Raw genomic sequence first — 20,305 nt, 5'->3', positions numbered from 1 at the left:
GGCACTCAGATGGACGATCTCAGGGTGTGCGGGTCGCCACGGGCCCGTTGTGCGTCAAATATGCATGGGGTGTGGGGTGTTCAGCCTGGATGAGCTACGGGAGCGCGAGCTCAACGACTGGCTTGTGCGTAAGCAGGTCCGCGACGGATCGTTGATCCGGCTCCGACCTGGTTGGTACGCGACGCCGATCGCTGATCCAGTTGTGGTGGAAGCAGTCCGGATGGGTGGAGCCCTCGGCTGCGTCTCCGCCCTGCGGTACCACGGACTGTGGGTACCGCCGGGATACGAACGCGTACACGTTCGGGTGAGTAAATACGGCAGACGAGAAGCCGCGAGGTTCTGCCATGGCTACGGTACTGCTGCTCCGGTGCTCACAGCGATTGACTCCATCCCCGTGGCGCTCGGAACTGCGGCGAAGTGTATGACGGAGGAGGACTGGATAACGGTCTGCGATTCTGCGCTGAACAAGGCCGGATGGACCATTCCCGATCTCCAGCGCCACATGGGAGTAGTGCCCGAGCAGATGCGGGCGCTGATGAGGAAATGCGACCCGCAGTCGCAGTCGGGGACGGAGTCGTTGACCCGGGTGCGATTGCGCTCGGCCGGATTCACGGTCCACGTGCAACCTGACATTCCCGACGTGGGGTGGGTAGACCTTCGAGTCGGCCGCCTGCTGATCGAATGCGACAGCGAACGTCACCACACCAGCCTGGAGAACTATCGGAACGACCGGCGCCGGGACCGTAATGCCCTGCTGGGTCGATGGTTGACGATGCGGCTCACGTACGACGACGTCTTGTACGGCTGGGACGATGTCCTCGAGGACGTCCGCGCCGTCACCCGCGCCGACCGGCACCGCATTCGGCCCTGAGATCGTCCACGTGAGAGGTGGCGAAGGGCAATATGCCCTCCGTGCATGCTGAGATGGACGATGTCAGGGCGAACCCGGCCAAACGAGTGAGAGGGTTGATATGAGTCTCATCAGTGTTCCCGAGTTGGCAGCCGAGTTGGAGAGACCCCGGGGTGGGTTGCGACTGCTCGACGTGCGCTGGTCCCTGCCGGTCCCCGATGGTCGTGAGGCGTTCGAAAGGGGACACATTCGCTCGGCGGTATACGTCGACCTCGAAACCCAATTGAGTGACCACTCAGTCTCCGGCCGTGGCCGGCACCCTCTTCCCGAAGGGACAGCGCTGCAGGCCGCGTTGCGCCGGTGGGGTGTGAACCGCGGTGATTCAGTTGTCGTCTACGACGATTGGAACCGTGCGGGGTCGTCGAGGGCGTGGTGGGTGCTGCGTGCCGCCGGCATCGCCGACGTGCGGATTCTCGATGGCGGGCTCGGTGCCTGGGTCGCCGCGGGTCACTCGCTCGCGGTGGGTAGCGAAACGCCCGCCACTGGTGATGTCGAGCTCGCGACGACCGACCTGTATTCCGGGCAGTTGCCGACGTTGACGGCGGAGCAGGTGCTGAACTTTGCAGGGGTCCTGGTCGACGCCCGGGCCCCTGAGCGCTATCGCGGCGAGATCGAACCGATCGACCCTGTGGCGGGTCACGTCCCGGGAGCGGTAAATGCTCCGAGTACTGCGACTCTCGACGAGCATGGCTTCTTCAGGAATCCGTCAGAGTTGCGTGAGTTCTTCGCGGCAGCGGGTGTGACCGGATCCGTTCCGGTCGGTGTCTATTGCGGCTCTGGGGTGACAGCGGCTGTCGATCTCGTCGCCCTGGAACTCGCCGGCATCGGGGGGACGCTGTTCCCGGGGTCCTGGTCACAGTGGAGTTCGGATCCAGCCAACCCGATCGCGACTGGTCCCGACGCATAGGTCCCGCATGTTCCGTGTTCAGCCGCCCATAAAATGGTCACCGTGACCATCACGTCAGACGTCGCTGTCATCGGCGCCGGCATCATCGGATTGTCGGCGGCTCATGCACTGCAGGCGACCGGCCTCGCTGTCACCGTCTACGACAGCGGCACACCGGGTGCCGGGCAGTCGACCGGCCCATCGAGACTCTTCCGGCACGCCCACGACGACGTGCGCATGATCGATCTCGCCGTCCGCGCCCGCACGTTGTGGGACAACTGGTCCGACGAGTTCGGGACCGAGTTGGTCTCGGGTGACGGGGCCGTTGCGCTGGGCAATACGGCCGCACGAAGATTCATACCGCTCGGTGCCCACCCGAACACGCCGGTGCGAGCTCTCGACGCCGACGAATTGCGTTCGCTGATGCCGCTTCTCGCGGAGTACGAGGGGCCCGCGATGTTCGACGAGCGCGCGGGTGCGATCCGCACCCACGCCGCGATCGGTGCGTTGGCCGGGAAGGTGGGTGGATCGTTGATCAACGACCACGTCCTCTCGACCCGTCCGCTCGGTGCAGGCGGCGTGGAGGTCCGTACCGGTGCGGGTGTCAGCACCCACGGCGCGGTGGTGGTCTGCGCAGGTCAGGGCACCGCAGGTCTGGCATCCGCGGCGGGTGTATCGGTGCCCGTCCGGGTGACCGCGCATGCGCGGTCGTCGTTCCGGCTGCGAGAACCCGGTCTCGTGACCCTGCCGAATCTGCAGGACGGAAGCGGCGCGTTCGGGGAGACCCGCGTCTACGCGGCCGCCTACCCGGACCGGACGGCCGTGGGGTTGGGAACATCGGATGAGGTCGCACCCAACGAGTTCGGGGGAGTATCCGATCCGAACAAGCTCGCCGCAGTGGCGGATCAAGCAGCGACATACGTATCGAAGGCATTGCCCGGCCTCGACCCCGAGCCCATCGGCCATGTGCACTGCTGGGTGACGACGTTGCCCTGGGGTGATGACGGTGTCGCCATCTGGCAGGCCGACAATCGTACTTCCTGGTAGGGCACAACCTGTTCAAACATGCCCCGGTGCTGGGAGAAGCGCTCGCGCGGTCGGTGACGGAGGCGACGGTGCCCGAACTCTTCAGGCCCGAGTCGTTGCTGGGCAAGACCCACACAGATCAGCTCTGAGGCAACTCCGGCGTTCGCGGGGGCACCGGCCGGCGATCAGCCGAGCTCCCGAAGGCCGATGCCATGGCCAGCAACTGGTTGTCGTCGTACGCCCGTCCGGCGAACGTCAGCCCGACCGGCATCTGCGTATCCACCATCAGACCCATCGGCACCGTGACCGTGGGGATGCCGAAGTGCCGGATCGCGAGGTTTCCGTTCGAGTACCTCACCCCATTGGCCCAGGCGATGTCCGCGGACGCCGGATTGACATCAGAATCCGCAGGTCCCACATCGGCTTGCGTCGGAAAGACCACGGCATCAAATCCGTTGGCGTCGAGCCAGTCCTCGTAGTCGGATTTCCGCGTCTCCTCGAGTCCTGTCAGAGCCCACTTCAGGTTCGGGATGTTACCCAGCGGGGGCACCCCTTGCTTGGCCCGCTCGACGGTCACGGAGAAATCTTCGTCTTCGACGTCGTAGCGATCTGGCAAGGCCCCCGGCGGAAGCGGGAAAATCTGTGGCCCGTCGACATCCGCGAGAGCGTGGAGGTCCGGGTCGCCGTTGGCGTCGAGGAAGTCGTGCCAGCCCCACATCATCAGCACACCCATCTCCCAGGAAAAGTAGTCGTCGGGCACCAGCCCGCGACTGACCATGCTGTAGGCCCCCTCCCGGTCTTCCTCGTGATTCTCGACGATCGGGAAGTCGCTTTCCACCACGGTCGCGCCGAGCGCCTCGAGGTGGGCACGAGCACTGTTCCAAAGATCGATGATGGATTGCCTGGTGTGTACCGGATCCTTTCCTGCGAAGTCGCAGTTTATGTACATCCGGGGCACCGCGATCGTCTTACCCTGTAGCGCAAGGGTGTTGGCCAGCGCGAGGTAGTCGCCTGGACGGACGGAAGACGCCTTCGGGATCGGTACGTGCTGCTGCATACGCCAGAAATCGCCGCGGGTCTTGTCGTCGTCAGCGACGATGACGTCGAGCAGTTGCAACATGTCCTCGACGGTTCGAGTATGTGGCACAACGACATCCATTGTCCCGTAGAGCGGCCAGTTGCCGCGCATCGAGATGACGCCGCGTGAGGGGGTGTACGCAACCAGACCGTTGTGCGACGCCGGGGCCCGACCCGACGACCACGTCTCCTCGCCGAGGCCGAATGCCGCAAAGCATGCTGCGGTGGCCGTGCCGGAGCCGTTCGACGAACCCGATCCGAATGAGGAGGTGAGATAGTCGGCGTTGTAGGGGCTTTCGGCCCGGCCGTACACCCCGCGCTGCATTCCGCCTGCCGCCATGGGAGGCATGTTGGTCAATCCGAGGCAGATCGCACCGCCGGCCCGCAAGCGGGAGATCACGTAGGCGTCGTCGCCCGCCACCAGGTCCTTGAATGCGGGGGAGCCGGCCGCGACGGTGAGACCGCGCACCTTGTAGCTGTCCTTCGCGGTGTACGGGATGCCATCGAGCGGACCGAGCAAGGCGCCCTGCGCGCGACGCTGATCGGAGGCTTTCGCCTCGGCGGCCGCGTCAGGGTTCATCACCACCACCGCGTTCAACGTGATCCCGTTGCGGTCGTAGTGCTCGATGCGGTCGAGATACCGCTGGACGAGGTCGACGCTGGTGACCTCGCCCGAGTCCAGCGCCCTGCGCAGGTCGGCGATGGACGTCTCGACAACAGGAAACGGCTTGGCTGTGCTCATGGGTTGTCCGACCGAACTGCTTCGAAGCGGGCTTCGACGTTGGCGGAGACGGTGATCCAGTGCAGATGTCCTACGCTGACGGCCTCGACATCGGAGACCTCGTCGAGGAACGGCCCCAGTGCGATCGGGCTGCGAGGGACCTCCAGCAGAGCGGTGATCGTCACCGGGCGACCGGTCACGACAGTTCCTCGTCGAGCGCGTACAGCTCCGGCAGGTTCACGACGATGGCTTCCTGGGTGCTGCGGGCGATCACCACCACCGCAGGGTTGTCGGGATCGGGGTTTTCTTCGCGGTGAGGCACGTACGGCGGCACGAAGATGTAGTCGCCGGGTTCGGTGCTGATCCGTACCTCCTCGACTCCGTCGTGGAAGACGAACTCCGGATGCCCGCTGCGGATGAAGATCGCGGTCTCGGATTCGCCGTGGTGATGATTGGCCGAGGCTGTGTCGGGTGCTACGTGGGTTTCGCCCATCCACAGCTTTTCCGAGCCGACCGTCTCGCCGCTGATCGCTGCCAGCCGGCGCATCCCGTCGGTCTGTGCAGTGTCGCCGGTGACAGCGGACGCCTTCACATGATGCAGCCGGGACCGAAGCGACTGCCGACTGAACTCGGCACCGGTGGTCTCCAGATCAGGATGAAATCCGTCGTGATTGCCCATGGCGACGATTCTCCCCTGAACTCCCGTCACGGACGAGAGCCTGGCGGAAACGATGTGAGAAAGTGGTCGATGTGCTGCTGTTTCCGTCGTTGACCCAATCTGCCCTTGCCAATGGAGCGGACAAATCCGCAGTCGTCACGGTCGGTGATGTCACCCTCTCGCGCAGTGATCTGATCGGCGCGGCCACCTCGGTGGCCGAACGTATCCGTGGCGCCCGCCGGATCGCCATCCTCGCCGAGCCCACCGCGCAGACCGTGGTCGCGGTGGTCGGTGCGCTCATCGCGGGCGTCGTGGTGGTCCCCGTGCCGCCCGACACCGGTGCTGCGGAGCGGCAGCACATGCTCGACGACTCGGGGGCCCAGGCCTGGCTCGGGGCAGCACCCGACGATCCGACCCTGCCGGTTCTCCCGGTCCGGATGTTCGCGCGGTCGTGGCACAGCCACCCCGAACCGCATCCGGATTCGGCGGCGTTCATCCTCTACACCTCGGGTACCACCGGACTTCCCAAAGGCGTCCCGATGGCTCGGCGGGCGATCGCGGCCGGACTCGACGCGCTTGCCGACGCCTGGGCGTGGACCGCGGACGATGTTCTCGTACATGGGCTTCCGCTGTTCCACGTCCACGGCCTGATCCTCGGTATCCTCGGCCCACTGCGTGTCGGTGGGTCGGTGATCCATACCGTCACACCGACCCCGGCGAAGTACGCGGCGGCCCGCGGCACCCTCTACTTCGGAGTGCCCACCGTGTGGTCCCGCATCGCGGCGGACGAGGACGCAGCCAGAGGGTTGCGTTCGGCCCGTCTGCTCGTGTCCGGCAGCGCACCCCTGCCCGTCCCGGTGTTCGAGAAGATCGAACAGCTGACCGGGCACCAGATCGTCGAGCGCTACGGCATGACCGAAACCCTGATCACGATCAGCACCCGCGCCGACGGCGAACGTCGACCCGGCTGGGTCGGGCTACCGGTCGCGGGTGTCGAGACCAGGCTCCGGGCGGACGACGGTGCCGACGTCCCGCACGACGGTGAGACGATCGGTGATCTGCAGATTCGCGGCCCCATGTTGTCGAAGGGGTACCTGGGACGCCCCGAGGCGACCGCCGAATCCTGGCTCGACGACGGCTGGTTCGTCACCGGAGACGTCGCCGTCATCGATGCGGCCGGCATGCACCGGATCGTCGGCCGCTCGTCCATCGACCTGATCAAGTCCGGTGGCTTCCGGATCGGAGCGGGCGAGATCGAGACGGTGCTGCTCGGGCATCCGAGCGTGCGTGAGGTCGCCGTGATCGGCGTTCCCGACGATGACCTCGGTCAGCGCATCGTCGCCGTCGTGGTCGGCGACGACATCGATGAGGCGGCCCTGATCGATCTGGTGGCCACCGAACTGTCGAACCACAAGCGCCCCAGGGAAATCCGAGTGGTCGACGAACTGCCGCGCAACGCGATGGGGAAAGTCCAGAAGAAGTTGCTTCTCTAGCGGAAACACCGGCCTCGCGACGTGTTCACCGCGTGCGTGCGCAGTAGGGACCTGCACCCGAATCCTGGATTTGTGCCTGCTTCCTGCCGCGTGCCGTTAGCGTGAGGGAACCCGTGACGAGGAGGTCGAGGATATGCACGCATTCCGTTCTGCAGTCGAGTCGAACAAGGTCGACGACATCGCGTCGCTGCTGGATGAGAAGGTGACGTTCAACAGTCCGGTGGCGTTCAAGGCCTTCGAAGGTCGCGAGACGGTGGCGTTCGTACTGCAGACCGCCTTCGAGACCTTCGAAGATTTCGAGTATGTGCGAGAACTGGATTCGCCACTCGATGGCTACACGGGCCTGGTGTTCCGGGCGAAGGTGGACGGCCTCGACATCGAGGGCTGCGATTTCATCCACGAGACTCCCGACCGCTTGATCGACGAGTTCACGGTGATGCTGCGACCGATGAAGGCGACCCAGGCCTTCGCCGAGAAGATGGGTGCCAAGCTACCCAAGAAGTGATCAAGGGATACGCATGATCCGCTTCTGATCGGGGTACGTTGCGCTGCATGGGTCTCACAGTTGCGGTCACCGGTCCGACGGGTGAAATCGGAATCTCGGCAGTCACGGCGCTCGAAGCGGATCCGGGGGTGGATCGCGTGCTCGGAATGGCGCGGCGCGAGTTCGACCCCGCGGCCCACGGTTGGACGAAGACCGAGTATCGCCAAGGCGACATCCTCGACACCGATGCGGTGAAGGCTCTGGTCAGCGAGGCAGACGTGGTCGTCCATCTCGCTTTCCTGGTCCTCGGTTCGCGGCAGGAGGGACAGCGGGTCAACCTGCAGGGCACGAAGAACGTCTTCGAGGCCACGGTCGCAGCGGAGCGGCCCACGCGTATCGTCTACACCTCGTCGGTGGCGGCGTACGGGTACCACGCTGACAACCCGTTGCCGCTGACTGAGGACACGCCCATCCGTGGATCGAGCGAGCACTACTACTCCGAGCAGAAGGCCGAGGTCGAGGCTGCGGTGGCCGAGATCGTCGCCGGGACCGACCTCGAGGTCTACATTCTTCGGCCGTGCATCGTCGCCGGTCCGAAAGCGACCGCGTTGGCCGACGCCATGCCCTGGAACTGGTTTCCCGATGCCGTCCGCAAGGTAGCGGGCGCGGTGCCCGGTCTGAAGATGCCGATCCCGGACCCCGGCACCCCGGTGCAACTGGTGCACCACGACGATGTGGCTGCCGCGATCGCTCACTGTGCCGTCACCGACGCGCCCGCCGGCGCCTACAACATCGCCGGCACCGGCACGGTGTCGATCTCCGAGGTGGCAGCAGCCTTGGGTGGCCAGCCTGTGAAGGTTCCGTCGGCCACAGTGACAGTCGCCGCAGAGGTGATCAAGCGCCTACCCAAAGTGCCGTCGGATGCCGAATGGATACACATCGGCAAGACATCTGTCGTGATGGACATCTCCAGGGCCGCCAACATACTGGGCTGGACCCCGAAATATTCGTCGAAGGAGACACTCGAGGCGCTGGCGCGGCCCTGAGATCGTCCATTTCGTGGCACTCAAAGGGAAATATGCCCTTCATCGGTGTTCAGGTGGACGATTTCAGGCGGGATCGATAAAGGCGACAGCCGTAATCCTTTGCCCCGGTGCAGATAAGCATTGTTATGTTTTGGACGCTTGACAAGAATTGAAATACGTTAACGCCGTGTTAGTTCCGCTAACGATGGTTGTATTTGTCTCGCTCAGGGTGCATTATCAGTTACCTACTGAAGAGTAGGGTCGGCCGGATTCAGTGTCACTCGCGTGTGTGGCACTTCTGCGGAACCCGATTGTGTAGATGCTGCGCCAGTTGAGGGGTTTTCGCAGCGCCTACATACTCGGGTTCCGGCCGGCTTCCGTTCATCGCCCTGATGGCATTTACCATTCGGAGTGTGATGGCATCGAGCAAGAGCAACAATCGCAAGCGTCGAGCCGACAAGCAAAAGGCTCGTGACCAGCGTCGCGCCTCTTCGAGGACCGAGTTCGTTCTCAATCCTTTGTTGGAGCAAGCCTTCACCGCCTGGCTTCCGGAGTCTGAATTCGCGAACGAATTGACTCCTGAGCAGGCAGTGGGCGGTATCGGGCCGGTGTTGGGGATGATCGCGCACGGCAACCCACGCTTCAGTGCGACAGCATGGACGATGGCCGACCTCGATGTGTTTGCAGCCTTCCTCGACGACGTCGAGGCAAACGGGTCTGAGATCGACCTGCAGGTCTCCGATGGATTGCAGCTCGCCGCCATGGCGTGGCTCCATTTCCTGGAGGTGACAGACCGGTGGACCGGAACCGAGGAGGACCTGGTCTACTGCACAGGCGTCCTGGGGCTGGACCAGCTCGATGTCCCCCCGATTCGGACACCGTCGATGATCGAACTCGATCCGGTGGATCCGCAGGTCGAAAGTGAGGCGCTCGCGGCGCTACCCCTGATGGCGCGCCTGGGGGTCGTCCTCGAGTGGATCGGCGACGGCGTTTCTTTGACGGAGGCCAATGAGTTGACGGTCGATGACACCGTCGACCTCAGCTCCCGACTCGGGTTCGAGATCAGCGAGCGCCCCGAATCGATGTACGACCTCTCGAGCGTGAGCATCCCGTGGGCGGTGCTGACCACGCTCGGCTTCGTCGCCATCGATCAAGGCCGGGCCGAGCCGACCGACCGCGTGACCCTTTTGTCGGCCGGTGATCTGCACACCTTGCGCAAGGTGCTCACGGCCACCATCGCGGCGGAGTTGGCGGATTTCCTGGCGACGGACATCTCGAGGGATGGCGGCTTCATAGTCTTGCAGCTTCTCCTCGCCGGGATGACGGACGAACCGTTGTCACCCATTGATCCCGTGGACGACGAGTTCGACGATCAGCAGACCGTCTTCGCGAAAACATTCGGCAGTGCGCTGACGACGCGATTCATCGCTGACGGCTACTTCGTGGTGGTCGACGGTCTGCTCGAGGTTCCGCCGGCGCTGCGCCCGGCCATTCTCGCGGGCATCCCTGATCTGAGTGACGACGACGATCTCGACGACCTCTAGGTCCCCGGGCCCAGTTCCTCGAACCGATCTCCTCGTCCGCGGCGCTGCGCCACCATGAAGTGGCGGCGTCACTCCGACGTCCGGTGAGGAGTTGGTGTGACAACCGTCGAGACCGTTCGAGGACCCGTGGACACGTCCGCGCTCGGGAGCACCCTCATGCACGAGCACGTATTCGTGCTGGGGGAGGAGATGCGGCAGAACTACCCTGATTTCCCGAACGCGTGGGACGAAGAGCGCCGGGTCGAAGACGCCATCCAGAAGCTGTCTGCGTTGCCCTCGCGCGGGATCCACACGATTGTCGATCCCACCGTCATCGGGCTGGGACGCTACATTCCCCGGCTGCAGAGGATCAACGCCGAGGTCGACCTGAACATCATCGTCGCCACCGGCATCTACACCTACAACGAGATCCCCTTCCAATTCCACTACACCGGGCCGGGTTTACTGTTCGATACACCCGAGCCGATGGTGGAGCTGTTCATCAAGGACATCCGCGAGGGCATCGCCGATACCGGCGTGAAGGCGGCTTTTCTCAAATGCGCCATCGAGGAGCAGGGTCTGACCCCGGGTGTGGAACGGGTGATGCGCGCTGTCGGTGCCGCTCAGGCCGAGACGAAGGTGCCGATCACGGTGCATACCAATCCGCACACAGGGTCGGGGCTGGTGGCGCAACGGGTTCTGAAAGAAGAAGGGGCAGATCTCTCGAAGGTGGTGATCGGTCATTCCGGTGACACGACCGACCTCGACTACCTCTGCAAGGTCGCCGATGCCGGGTCCTACCTGGGGATGGACCGTTTCGGACTGGATGTGTTGCTGCCCTTCGAACAACGCGTCGACACGGTCGCCGAGATGGTGCGCCGCGGCTATGCAGAACGCATGGTCTTGGCACACGACGCGTCGTGCTTCATCGACTGGTTCGACGAACACGCCAAGGCTGCGGCGGTGCCGAACTGGATCTTCACCCACATCAGTGACGACGTGCTGCCGGCGCTACGCGAACGTGGGGTGTCGACCGAGCAGATCACCACGATGCTCGTCGACAATCCGCGACGGTATTTTGAGTAGGCGGTTCGGTCGCTAGCGATCTAAGACACTAGCTGCGCTAAGCATCGTTGCTATCGCCTACCGGCAGGTGCATGATCATTAATCTGCTGACAATCAGCAGCGAGACGCCGGAGCTTGGTCGGAACTCTTGCGCCCCGAAATCGGAATCGGTCTAAGGGGAGAGCATGAAGAAGTTTTTATGGCGTTGCGCAGCTGCACTCTTGATAGCGTGCGGTGCAGTGGTCCCGATAGCTACTACGGCAAGTGCGGCGCCCGAACCGGTTCCGGTTGCGATGCAAGTGAATCCGTTCCCCTCCGTATACATGAACGTCCCGGCGCTGGATGGTGTTGTGTATCCGTATTACACGGCCTTCACTCGCGCTCAGACCCGCGACATCTTGAACTCGGGAGTGCTGCCTGTGATCGCAGGACTGCCCCCAGGCTTCTATCCGGGACTCGCCAAGTCGTTGATCAACAACAGGGCAGATATTCTCGCCAACAATTCGTGTGTTCACCTCTGGTTCGCGCCCAATGGGGTCTGGAATCCCACGGAGAAGAAGATGAACAACTACAACTACTGGTATCCATACGCCGCTGCAGCGAACCAGTTCTGTAGGTAGGGAGGGGTGGTCGTCAGGAGCGTCGGACCCGACTGCAATTCGTGTCGGGTCTGACTCCCGGCGACCGCCCGGGCTGCCCCAAGTTGAACTGGTCGGCAGGTGTATCGACGCAGCAGAAGATCGCGGCATCGACGACGTACAGGTCGGCCCGATCAAGGAGGGAGGTTGAATTCGGTCGGGTGTGGTGGCGTCCAAGTGTCGGATCCGACACGCAGAGTGGTTCCGTAAGATCTCCAGGTTATGAGCTCGCCCGCGCCCCGCATCCTGGCCACCACATCGCGCATGCCCTTCGCGGTGGATGAGATCCGCAAGCTGGGCGAAACGGGCCGGGACGTGACGGCGGTGGACACCTTCAAGGCGTCGCCGGGTAGCCATTCGCGGGGAGCGGCGCGGCACGCCGAGGTGCCCGCACCTGCGCAGAACCCGATGGCCTTCATCGCCGCAGTTGACGAGCTGATCGACGAGCACCAGATCAACTGGCTGATCCCCATGTTCGAAGAGGTCTTCTACCTCGCGGCGTATCGAGAGCAGTTCGCCGGCCGGGCCGAGTTGTTCTTTCCGTCGTTCGAGACCCTGGCGCAGGTGCACGACAAGGTGGCGTTCAGCGAATTGTGTGAGGCGCTCGGACTTTCTGTGGCGCAGTCGATCACGGCGACGTCCAATGCCGAGATCCGGGAGGCCGTCGACAAGTGGGACCACTGGTTCGCGCGTGCCGCATACGGGCGCGGTGGCCTCGACATCATCACCAACACCGGCGCACTGGCGGGCGAATCCAGTCTCGACGACATCCACCCGACACCCGCAGAACCCTGGCTCGTGCAGGAGTATCTGAACGGCGTCGACCGGTGCAGCTGGAGCGTCGTCCACCACGGTGAGGTGGTATTGCATTCTTGCTACGAGCATCCCCTCACCATCGACGACCGTGGCGGCATCGTCTTCGAGTCGGTGGACTCACCCGAGTCGCTGCACGCTGCGCAAACCATTGCGCGCGAACTGAACTGGCATGGCCAGCTGAGCTTCGACTACCTCGTCACCGACGACGGCGTGCACCACATGGTCGAGTGCAACCCACGCCCCACGTCGGGATGCACGGTCGCGACGGCAGCAGAGTTCGACGCTGCGCTGTTCGGGCCGCGGCCGGCAGCGCCGGTGGTGGTGCCCGCGGGGCGTAAGCGATCGATCAAGGTCGCTGTCCTGCGGGACGCGCTGCTGCACCCGAGCCGGGCCCGGGCCAACCTGCGTGCCGCTCACGGCGCGAGCGATGTCTACGGACCGAAGCACGATCACCTGCCGCTGCTCTACACAGCGCTGTCGCTGCAGCACGTACTGCGGTACCGAAAGGCGCTCGGAGTCGACCGGGATACGCGCGAACAACTCGTGGCTGCGCAGTTCTTCGACGTGTCGTGGAACGGCTCACCGATCCGCTGAGTTGTCCACAGGTCCACCGACGATCCACAGGCCTGGTGCTCCCGCCTCGGTGACAGCCCCCGACGTCTCGACCGTGACCTAGCGTCGGTCTCGATCACCGAGGATTGGGGGGAATCCAGATGGCACCAGTGTTGAAGGCGGATCTCGACGCGATCCGCACGCTCGCAACCGATCTGACCAACGCCGCGAACGATATCCGCGGCATCGATGTGAACCGGACATTCGCCGGACTACTCGCAGGTCTGAAAGGGTCCGATGTCGCGGCGGCGTGTGAGACTGCGGAGATCCAGATCGAGGCGGCGCTGAATGCGGTGGCGATGCGGGTGGACGCCCTGGCCCAGAAGAACACCGAGGCGGTACGGACCGTCGGAATCACCGACGAGCAGTATGCCGACTCGATCAGCGGCCTGCTGAAGCTCTGATCCGGTGAGCACACCCACTGTCTCCCAGGCCCGTACCTGGGCGTCGAATGCCCACTTCTTGTCTTCGACCGCAACTGGGATCGACACCGCGGTCGACACCTTTGACACGGCGATGAACGACGTCGCCAGATCTGTCGCCACCACCATGGACAGCTGGCGGGGCGATGCGGCCGAAGCGTCGCAGGCCCGGACCGACTCGGAGAAGCAGGCCGGCAACCGGCTCGCGATCACCATCCTCGACATCGCCGACGCCATCACCCGCCTCGGACCGGATGTCGTCCGTTCGAGCGAAGTCGTCCGCAACTGGGCGAACAGTATCGCGCGCAACGGTTTCCTCGTCGCAGACAGCGGCACCGTCACGGCGCCCGCAGACTCCCGACCGGGGCATCCCATCGCGATACCGGCGAGCCTGGGCTACGAGGAAGCACGTGCTTTCGCCGTTCGTCGAGCAGCCGAGTACCAGTCGTATCTGACGGACGCGCTCGCGACAGCGGGGAGTGCCGACGCGGTTCTGGCTGCCGCGATCACCGAGACGCTCGGTGAACTGGTCCAGAACGCCGACCGTGCCACCACCGCCGTCCCGTTGAGCCCAGTGGTGCGCGACATCATCGACGGACGCGGCCGGTTGCCGTCGGACCCGCAGGTGCTCAACGACTTCTGGGGTGGTCTGACATCCGCCGAGAAGGCAGCGCTCTGGGATCACGACCGGGGAGTGGGGAACATGGACGGGATCCCGGTGGCCGATCGCGACCACTTCAATCGTCGGTACCTGGGCGAATTGCAGAACGAGGCGCGCGGCAAGATCGTCGACATCGAGGCAATCGAACCTGACCCCGCGTTGTATCCGACGCGCAATGCCCCAGGAGAGCAGGGGAATCCGAACGGTTACCGTCAGCGACTCCAGGACTGGCAGCAACTCCACGATTCGGCGACGGCTGACCTGGCGGGGCTGACCGGATTGCAGAACACAGTCGCGGCCGAGTCAGGCCAGAGGAAGCGGTATCTGATGAAGGTGGACAGGCGACACGCTGTCGTCGCTGTCAACAATCCCGACACCGCGGACAACGTCGCCACCTACGTCCCCGGCACGGGTGCGAACATCGCCGGGATCGGCGGCGGTGTCGAGCGCGCCGATCGGATGGTCAAGGCAGCCTCAGATGCCGACAAGTCCTCGGAGACGGCAACAATCGCGTGGTTCGGTTATGACGCGCCGCCAAACTTGCTCGAAGCCGGAGCGGGTGTGTACGCGGCCCGGGGAGCGGAACCCCTGTTGAATCTGCAGGAGGGTCTTCGCGCGACCCATGAGGGTCTGGGGCGATCGCACAACACGATCATCAGTCACAGCTACGGGACGGTCGTGGCTGCCGAGGCGGCGTCCGGGAGGCGGGAGTTGAACGTCGACGATGTCGTGTTCGTCGCCAGTCCCGGGCTCGGCGGCCCTGATGACGTCGGCGACCTGAACCTGACCGGTCCCGACGATCGGCCCAACACGCAACGCGTCTGGGCGACGGTCGCCACCGACGACGTGATCAATCTCGTCGAGGTGGTGCATGGCGCCGATCCTCATGACAGTGGTTTCGGGGCGCGGATTTTCGAATCCGAACGGGGGCCGGGCGTTAGCCTCGATGCCCACAGCGACTACTGGGACGACAAGTCGGTGTCGCTGCTGAACATGGGCCGCATCATCGCGGGCAAGTATGGGGACGTGCAGTGAGGCAGCTGAAGCCGGCCCAGGTGCGATGTGTCATCAGAGGCGACTCGGTGTGCGTTCCGAACGCGGCGACGGGTGGCAGTATCGCTTGGCCCGAAAGAATCACCACGCGAGGCGCGGACTAGTGCTCGGTGCTCGTGTGGCCTTCGAGTCTGCGCTGGATGGACCTGGTGGCGCCGCCGAGGGTGACCGTGGCCACGAGATACTCGATGCCCGGTTTGCGCGCGGTGGACGTGCCGATGCGCCAGGTCCATTCCACCCAGCCGGTGCTGTCGGAGCGTTTCGGCGCCAATCCTGCGGCGCTGCTGCGTCGTCCGCTCGGATAACGGATCTCGACCGAGCAGTCGGTGTTGGGGGCGGTTCGTGCCAGGACTCGGCAGGTCCCGCCGATCCAGGCCGTGCTGACGGCGAGGCCATCGAACACAAGGACCTTGAGTTTGTCGGTGACAGCGATCATGCGGACTGCCGTCGCCCGTTCGGTGCTGCCCGCCACCGCTTCGTCATTACCGGCGCGGTGCAGGCCGACGGCGAGGCTGTCCGACCGGTTGATCCACACGGAACCCGAGTCACCGCCGAGGCTGATCTCCGGCATGGCGGGATCATCGGGCACGATCGTGAAGGTACTGGCGTTGACTCCCTCGACGACGCCCCAGGTGACTCCCGTGGTCAACCCCGACTTGATGACCTTCGCTCCCAGACGTGGTTCGCTCAGCCCGGTCGCCGAGCCGAGTTCATGGAGGTCGAGTGACCAGGTGCGTCCGGCGAGGACGCAGACGGCGCAATCGAGGGCCCTGTCGTAGCGTAGGACGCCGCCCATGACGTCGACACCCGACGGTTGCGCCATGACATCAGCCGGCTGCGCTGGGTTTCGCAGCATCACATGCCAATTCGACAGCGCAAGCGGTTGCAGACTGTCTCGGTCGAAGACGATCATGCCCAAGGTCCCGGCCGTCGTTTTGGACGTGTTCATCATCTGCACGCCGCCCCGCAGAGGATCGAAGCGGTCGGTGCGGACGAGATGTGGTTCGGGGTTGTACTGGATGACATCGACAGGGATCCCGTCGATGTGGTCAGGGACCCGCTCGACGCGTTTGAGCTTCGTCTCGGGCTTCTTCTCGGTCACGTGGACACGCAGGGCGAGTCGGCCGGTAGGTGAGCCGTCGGCGTACTCGAACCCCACGTCGACAGTGTGCACGTTGGGGTAAGCAGACAGGGATTTCCGGTGTTTACGCAGCGCCTTCTCGAGCCGGGCCTGTTCATCTGCGGAGATCTCGTCCATGCGGCCACCTCTGGCTGTGCGGGTGTCTGTCCCGATGAACAATTGTGCGCCGCCAGGTGACGGCTCGGCAGGAGTAGTGGCCTACCTGTGTTCGCGACTACCAAGTTTTGCGAGCGGTAATCCCCTACGAGAACGACTCGATCGACGTGGATGGCGATTGCTACTGCGCAGTGGTCGTCCCCGTTCATTTTTGACCTTGGTTGATGTATCTCAGGGCGAGAAACGCCCGGGAGATCCTGCGAACGTTCCTGTCGGAACCCAGCGCTATGTTGTGTTCGGAAGCGACGAGAGGAGGACCACCATGGATGAACCCGACAAGACCTCGGGCGTGCACGAGTGGTCCGACATGGCTGCCTGGCTCGTCGAGTCGTTCACCGACAAGCCGGTCGGCTTCATCCTCGAGATGGGGCCTAGCGGTTACATCGATTACGACGATGACCACGAAGGCGAGGTCGTCTGCGCGCAAGTCCAGATGTTGGCCGACGGTGTGATGATGCTGCGGCGTTCCCGCTGCGTTCTCGGTCACCTGTTGATCGCCGACTACTCCTCGGACAAGTTGCCCCTGAACAAGTGGCTCTACAACGACAACTTCGAGGACTGCACGGACGGCTACCTGTTCAGTCGCGATCCGGAGTTGCTCGCCGACATCTGCGTGACCTGGTTCCGCGACAACTGGGGCACCGAATCGACCGATGCCCTCGGGTGTGAGTATCGCTTCCCGGACGATCTGCTGCCTCCCGACGACGACTGAAGCCGGCCCCACCAACGACTCACCCTCGTCGTCGGTCCTCTGATATTTGTCGAAGTACCGCTCGCGAGGAGCGCCAATGGAGTTGTTGATGCACGCAATGTGCAGTGCAACAGTGGAATTGCCGAAGCCGGTCATCGCGTGGATGATCGCCACCGCCCACCCGCTGTTCCAGCCGTGGCGTGTCCTGGTGCGTCGTCCCGACCTCACCGACCAGCAAGCCTGGGAGTGCCTCTGGCGCGACGACGCCCTGATGAAGTCGGCGCTGAAGATCCCAGGGAAGTGGACAGCCAACGCCACGTCGGAGCGGCTCTCGGACACGGTCGCGCTGTATCTGTCGCGACCGGATGTGCCGCCAGGCCGGATCACGCTGCTGCGCACCCGGCTCGATCCGGACCAGCTCCGCCGAATCGACCTGCTCCGGGATGTGACGCGGTTGGGTGGCTCGGACCTTGTATGCCGGGAGATCGCCAGTGAACCGCCGCCGGGGTCCACGCGGGACGAGCACGTGGGCCCGCGCGAGCTGGCGATGATCGAGAAATACCGCAGGTCTGCCGCAGCACTGGCGGCCGAGCGTGAGAGCAAGACCCGATATGTGGTGCATCGGATCGTGCGAGAGGACGGTCTTATCGCCCGCACATCGAAGGCCAGGTCATCGGACCGCGTGGATCCGGTCAGAACACTCCGGGCCTGCTTATTCGGACGGGGGAGCGTAGCGGCCCGCCCCGAAGACGCCGACTTCAACACCGCGACCTACCTGCTGGAACTCGGACGCACCGCGTCGACCGGTGACGACGATCCTGGGCTCGGCGAAGTCTTGTCGGCGCTGCGCCCCATCCTGCGAGCATTCATCAACCCCGGGTACACGACCCCGCGAAGTCCGGTCACCAACCGGCTCCTGGTGTTCGGAGAGGCCGGGGCTGCGCCGCTGGGGAGCTCGATCAGTAGAGAAGAGGGTGACTACCTCTACCGGAGGTTCGGCAACAGCGTGAGCAGGTACGAGGCCCTGGGGAAGATCGCCGGCAAGAACCACGATGTGCCACTGCGCGAGCTGTGCGACCGAGTTGAAGCAACCGAACCGTTGCCTGATCGACAACCTGGCGCAACACGCCGTTAACCAGGCGATTTGACTCCTGGCACGGTAGTCCCGTAACTTTCTTCAAGTCAGCGAGTGAGGCGCCGGAGAGCGAGAGTCCGGAGCGGCCCTAACACCGACAGGAAGTTTCCTGAAGGAACAACGCTGGCCGCCCACGATAGATACGAGTCCACTTCACTGTGGAGCGCATCGTCGCGGACATAACAAAATATCTTTGCCGGGATGGCGCCTGTTGTGGGTGTCGAAGTCGGTGGGGGTGTGTTCTTTGAGAACTCGATAGTGTGTCGATGGATTGTTAGTGCCATTTAGGTGCTGCTTCTGTCACTGTGACTTTTCTCCGGCATAGGGGGGAGGTTGTTGTGGTGGTTGTGGTGCCGGCATTAGTTAGTTTATTTTTGATTCCATCGCAGGTTTTGAGTCCTGTGGTGGTGTCAGTTTTTGTTTGGTTGGGATTATGAAAATCTCTTCTTGACGGATTTTGTTGAAACGTGCCCTTTCGGGGGTGGTTTTAGTGAGTTTTCATGGAGAGTTTGATCCTGGCTCAGGACGAACGCTGGCGGCGTGCTTAACACATGCAAGTCGAACGATGAAGCCAGCTTGCTGGTGGATTAGTGGCGAACGGGTGAGTAACACGTGGGTGATCTGCCCCAAACTTTGGGATAAGCCTGGGAAACTGGGTCTAATACCGAATATGACCACGGAATGCATGTTTTGTGGTGGAAAGCTCCGGCGGTTTGGGATGGGCCCGCGGCCTATCAGCTTGTTGGTGGGGTAATGGCCTACCAAGGCGACGACGGGTAGCCGGCCTGAGAGGGCGACCGGCCACACTGGGACTGAGACACGGCCCAGACTCCTACGGGAGGCAGCAGTGGGGAATATTGCACAATGGGCGCAAGCCTGATGCAGCGACGCCGCGTGAGGGATGACGGCCTTCGGGTTGTAAACCTCTTTCACCAGGGACGAAGCGAAAGTGACGGTACCTGGAGAAGAAGCACCGGCCAACTACGTGCCAGCAGCCGCGGTAATACGTAGGGTGCGAGCGTTGTCCGGAATTACTGGGCGTAAAGAGTTCGTAGGCGGTTTGTCGCGTCGTTCGTGAAAACTTGGGGCTTAACTCCAAGCGTGCGGGCGATACGGGCAGACTTGAGTACTACAGGGGAGACTGGAATTCCTGGTGTAGCGGTGAAATGCGCAGATATCAGGAGGAACACCGGTGGCGAAGGCGGGTCTCTGGGTAGTAACTGACGCTGAGGAACGAAAGCGTGGGTAGCGAACAGGATTAGATACCCTGGTAGTCCACGCTGTAAACGGTGGGTACTAGGTGTGGGTTCCTTTTCACGGGATCCGTGCCGTAGCTAACGCATTAAGTACCCCGCCTGGGGAGTACGGCCGCAAGGCTAAAACTCAAAGGAATTGACGGGGGCCCGCACAAGCGGCGGAGCATGTGGATTAATTCGATGCAACGCGAAGAACCTTACCTGGGTTTGACATACACCAGAAAGCCATAGAGATATGGCCCCCCTTGTGGTTGGTGTACAGGTGGTGCATGGCTGTCGTCAGCTCGTGTCGTGAGATGTTGGGTTAAGTCCCGCAACGAGCGCAACCCTTATCTTATGTTGCCAGCGCGTAATGGCGGGGACTCGTGAGAGACTGCCGGGGTCAACTCGGAGGAAGGTGGGGATGACGTCAAGTCATCATGCCCCTTATGTCCAGGGCTTCACACATGCTACAATGGCCGGTACAGAGGGCTGCGATACCGTGAGGTGGAGCGAATCCCTTAAAGCCGGTCTCAGTTCGGATCGGGGTCTGCAACTCGACCCCGTGAAGTCGGAGTCGCTAGTAATCGCAGATCAGCAACGCTGCGGTGAATACGTTCCCGGGCCTTGTACACACCGCCCGTCACGTCATGAAAGTTGGTAACACCCGAAGCCGGTGGCCCAACCCCTTTGTGGGAGGGAGCCGTCGAAGGTGGGATTGGCGATTGGGACGAAGTCGTAACAAGGTAGCCGTACCGGAAGGTGCGGCTGGATCACCTCCTTTCTAAGGAGCAACATAAACCCGTTCTTTGCGCTGCTTTGTACCAGCGCCGGCGTCATCTCTTTGCGGGGATGGTGGTGTGAATGGGTGGCCCCA

18 protein-coding genes and 1 rRNA gene are annotated in these 20,305 nt (G+C 63.3%); 15 read left to right on the top strand and 4 right to left on the bottom strand.

Features of this window, described 5'->3' with window-relative positions; all coding sequences use genetic code 11:
• Positions 1-76 precede the first annotated feature (76 nt).
• From BH683_RS07895 to BH683_RS07885, 3 genes are all read left to right on the top strand, one after another.
• A complete protein-coding gene (locus tag BH683_RS07895; protein WP_348639216.1) occupies positions 77-871 on the top strand; it encodes a hypothetical protein in 795 nt (264 codons plus the stop codon).
• Positions 872-971: 100 nt separating this feature from the next.
• Positions 972-1,817, top strand: a complete 846-nt coding sequence (locus BH683_RS07890; RefSeq protein ID WP_084835708.1) for a sulfurtransferase — start codon at positions 972-974, stop codon at positions 1,815-1,817.
• 42 nt (positions 1,818-1,859) lie between these two features.
• Positions 1,860-2,843 (top strand): FAD-dependent oxidoreductase, encoded by a 984-nt coding sequence (locus tag BH683_RS07885; RefSeq protein ID WP_246833247.1) that lies wholly within the window; start codon positions 1,860-1,862, stop codon positions 2,841-2,843.
• Between the two features lie 118 nt (positions 2,844-2,961).
• Here the strand turns inward: BH683_RS07885 and BH683_RS07880 are convergent, their stop codons facing one another.
• From BH683_RS07880 to BH683_RS07870, 3 genes are read right to left on the bottom strand one after another with little or no spacing between them, the layout of a single operon-like run.
• Entirely contained in the window at positions 2,962-4,641 is a 1,680-nt protein-coding gene (locus BH683_RS07880; protein WP_084835707.1) for an amidase, read from the bottom strand.
• Positions 4,638-4,820, bottom strand: a complete 183-nt coding sequence (locus tag BH683_RS07875) for a hypothetical protein (protein ID WP_084835706.1) — start codon at positions 4,818-4,820, stop codon at positions 4,638-4,640. Before BH683_RS07875 ends, BH683_RS07880 begins: the two co-directional genes overlap by 4 nt.
• Positions 4,817-5,299 carry a cupin domain-containing protein gene (locus BH683_RS07870; protein ID WP_084835705.1) on the bottom strand — a complete coding sequence of 161 codons (483 nt, stop codon included), beginning with the start codon at positions 5,297-5,299 and terminating at the stop codon, positions 4,817-4,819. Before BH683_RS07870 ends, BH683_RS07875 begins: the two co-directional genes overlap by 4 nt.
• A gap of 74 nt (positions 5,300-5,373) precedes the next feature.
• Between BH683_RS07870 and BH683_RS07865 the strand changes: the two genes are divergently transcribed.
• The 9 genes from BH683_RS07865 (at position 5,374) to BH683_RS07825 (ending at position 15,052) form a co-directional block, all read left to right on the top strand.
• Complete coding sequence (locus BH683_RS07865; protein ID WP_084835798.1) at positions 5,374-6,771, top strand: acyl-CoA synthetase; 1,398 nt, start codon at positions 5,374-5,376, stop codon at positions 6,769-6,771.
• A 133-nt stretch (positions 6,772-6,904) separates the two neighbouring features.
• Positions 6,905-7,276: a hypothetical protein gene (locus BH683_RS07860; RefSeq protein ID WP_084835704.1), complete on the top strand. Its 372-nt coding sequence runs from the start codon at positions 6,905-6,907 to the stop codon at positions 7,274-7,276.
• Positions 7,277-7,323: 47 nt separating this feature from the next.
• The gene (locus BH683_RS07855; protein WP_084835703.1) at positions 7,324-8,301 is read left to right on the top strand and encodes an NAD-dependent epimerase/dehydratase family protein; all 978 of its coding nucleotides are present in this window, start codon (positions 7,324-7,326) and stop codon (positions 8,299-8,301) included.
• Between the two features lie 392 nt (positions 8,302-8,693).
• Entirely contained in the window at positions 8,694-9,824 is a 1,131-nt protein-coding gene (locus BH683_RS07850) for a hypothetical protein (RefSeq protein WP_168186995.1), read from the top strand.
• Between the two features lie 96 nt (positions 9,825-9,920).
• The gene (locus BH683_RS07845) at positions 9,921-10,889 is read left to right on the top strand and encodes a phosphotriesterase (RefSeq protein WP_084835701.1); all 969 of its coding nucleotides are present in this window, start codon (positions 9,921-9,923) and stop codon (positions 10,887-10,889) included.
• A gap of 302 nt (positions 10,890-11,191) precedes the next feature.
• Positions 11,192-11,488, top strand: coding sequence for a hypothetical protein (locus tag BH683_RS07840; protein WP_084835700.1), 297 nt, complete (start codon positions 11,192-11,194; stop codon positions 11,486-11,488).
• A gap of 240 nt (positions 11,489-11,728) precedes the next feature.
• Positions 11,729-12,916, top strand: a complete 1,188-nt coding sequence (locus tag BH683_RS07835; RefSeq protein ID WP_084835699.1) for an ATP-grasp domain-containing protein — start codon at positions 11,729-11,731, stop codon at positions 12,914-12,916.
• A 119-nt stretch (positions 12,917-13,035) separates the two neighbouring features.
• Positions 13,036-13,338, top strand: coding sequence for a hypothetical protein (locus BH683_RS07830; protein ID WP_084835698.1), 303 nt, complete (start codon positions 13,036-13,038; stop codon positions 13,336-13,338).
• Positions 13,339-13,342: 4 nt separating this feature from the next.
• Positions 13,343-15,052, top strand: a complete 1,710-nt coding sequence (locus BH683_RS07825; protein WP_084835697.1) for an alpha/beta hydrolase — start codon at positions 13,343-13,345, stop codon at positions 15,050-15,052.
• 118 nt (positions 15,053-15,170) lie between these two features.
• On the opposite strand, the gene BH683_RS07820 is transcribed toward BH683_RS07825, so the two are convergent.
• Positions 15,171-16,328, bottom strand: coding sequence for a hypothetical protein (locus BH683_RS07820; RefSeq protein ID WP_084835696.1), 1,158 nt, complete (start codon positions 16,326-16,328; stop codon positions 15,171-15,173).
• A 346-nt stretch (positions 16,329-16,674) separates the two neighbouring features.
• On the opposite strand from BH683_RS07820, the gene BH683_RS07815 reads away from it, so the two are divergent.
• The 3 genes from BH683_RS07815 to BH683_RS07805 all read left to right on the top strand — a co-directional run bounded on the left by BH683_RS07815 (position 16,675) and on the right by BH683_RS07805 (position 20,212).
• The gene (locus BH683_RS07815; RefSeq protein ID WP_246833257.1) at positions 16,675-17,079 is read left to right on the top strand and encodes a hypothetical protein; all 405 of its coding nucleotides are present in this window, start codon (positions 16,675-16,677) and stop codon (positions 17,077-17,079) included.
• A 76-nt stretch (positions 17,080-17,155) separates the two neighbouring features.
• On the top strand, positions 17,156-18,193 hold the full coding sequence (locus BH683_RS07810) for a hypothetical protein (RefSeq protein ID WP_084835694.1): 1,038 nt from the start codon (positions 17,156-17,158) through the stop codon (positions 18,191-18,193).
• A gap of 497 nt (positions 18,194-18,690) precedes the next feature.
• Positions 18,691-20,212: ribosomal RNA gene (locus BH683_RS07805) — 16S ribosomal RNA — on the top strand.
• Positions 20,213-20,305 lie beyond the last annotated feature (93 nt).

Source organism: Williamsia sp. 1138 (assembly GCF_002095435.2).
In the GTDB taxonomy this organism is placed as follows: Bacteria; Actinomycetota; Actinomycetes; order Mycobacteriales; family Mycobacteriaceae; genus Williamsia.
The sequence above is the reverse complement of the archived record's forward strand: the minus strand, read 5'-3'. Positions and strand labels throughout refer to the sequence as shown.

Excerpts from the sequence above, each read along its gene's own strand:
- BH683_RS07820 (WP_084835696.1), bottom strand. The coding sequence starts at position 16,328 with ATGGACGAGATCTCCGCAGATGAACAGGCCCGGCTCGAGAAGGCGCTG.
- BH683_RS07860 (WP_084835704.1), top strand. The coding sequence starts at position 6,905 with ATGCACGCATTCCGTTCTGCAGTCGAGTCGAACAAGGTCGACGACATC.
- BH683_RS07855 (WP_084835703.1), top strand. The coding sequence starts at position 7,324 with ATGGGTCTCACAGTTGCGGTCACCGGTCCGACGGGTGAAATCGGAATC.
- BH683_RS07880 (WP_084835707.1), bottom strand. The coding sequence starts at position 4,641 with ATGAGCACAGCCAAGCCGTTTCCTGTTGTCGAGACGTCCATCGCCGAC.
- BH683_RS07835 (WP_084835699.1), top strand. The coding sequence starts at position 11,729 with ATGAGCTCGCCCGCGCCCCGCATCCTGGCCACCACATCGCGCATGCCC.
- BH683_RS07870 (WP_084835705.1), bottom strand. The coding sequence starts at position 5,299 with ATGGGCAATCACGACGGATTTCATCCTGATCTGGAGACCACCGGTGCC.
- BH683_RS07890 (WP_084835708.1), top strand. The coding sequence starts at position 972 with ATGAGTCTCATCAGTGTTCCCGAGTTGGCAGCCGAGTTGGAGAGACCC.
- BH683_RS07840 (WP_084835700.1), top strand. The coding sequence starts at position 11,192 with ATGAACGTCCCGGCGCTGGATGGTGTTGTGTATCCGTATTACACGGCC.
- BH683_RS07815 (WP_246833257.1), top strand. The coding sequence starts at position 16,675 with ATGGCTGCCTGGCTCGTCGAGTCGTTCACCGACAAGCCGGTCGGCTTC.
- BH683_RS07830 (WP_084835698.1), top strand. The coding sequence starts at position 13,036 with ATGGCACCAGTGTTGAAGGCGGATCTCGACGCGATCCGCACGCTCGCA.
- BH683_RS07810 (WP_084835694.1), top strand. The coding sequence starts at position 17,156 with ATGGAGTTGTTGATGCACGCAATGTGCAGTGCAACAGTGGAATTGCCG.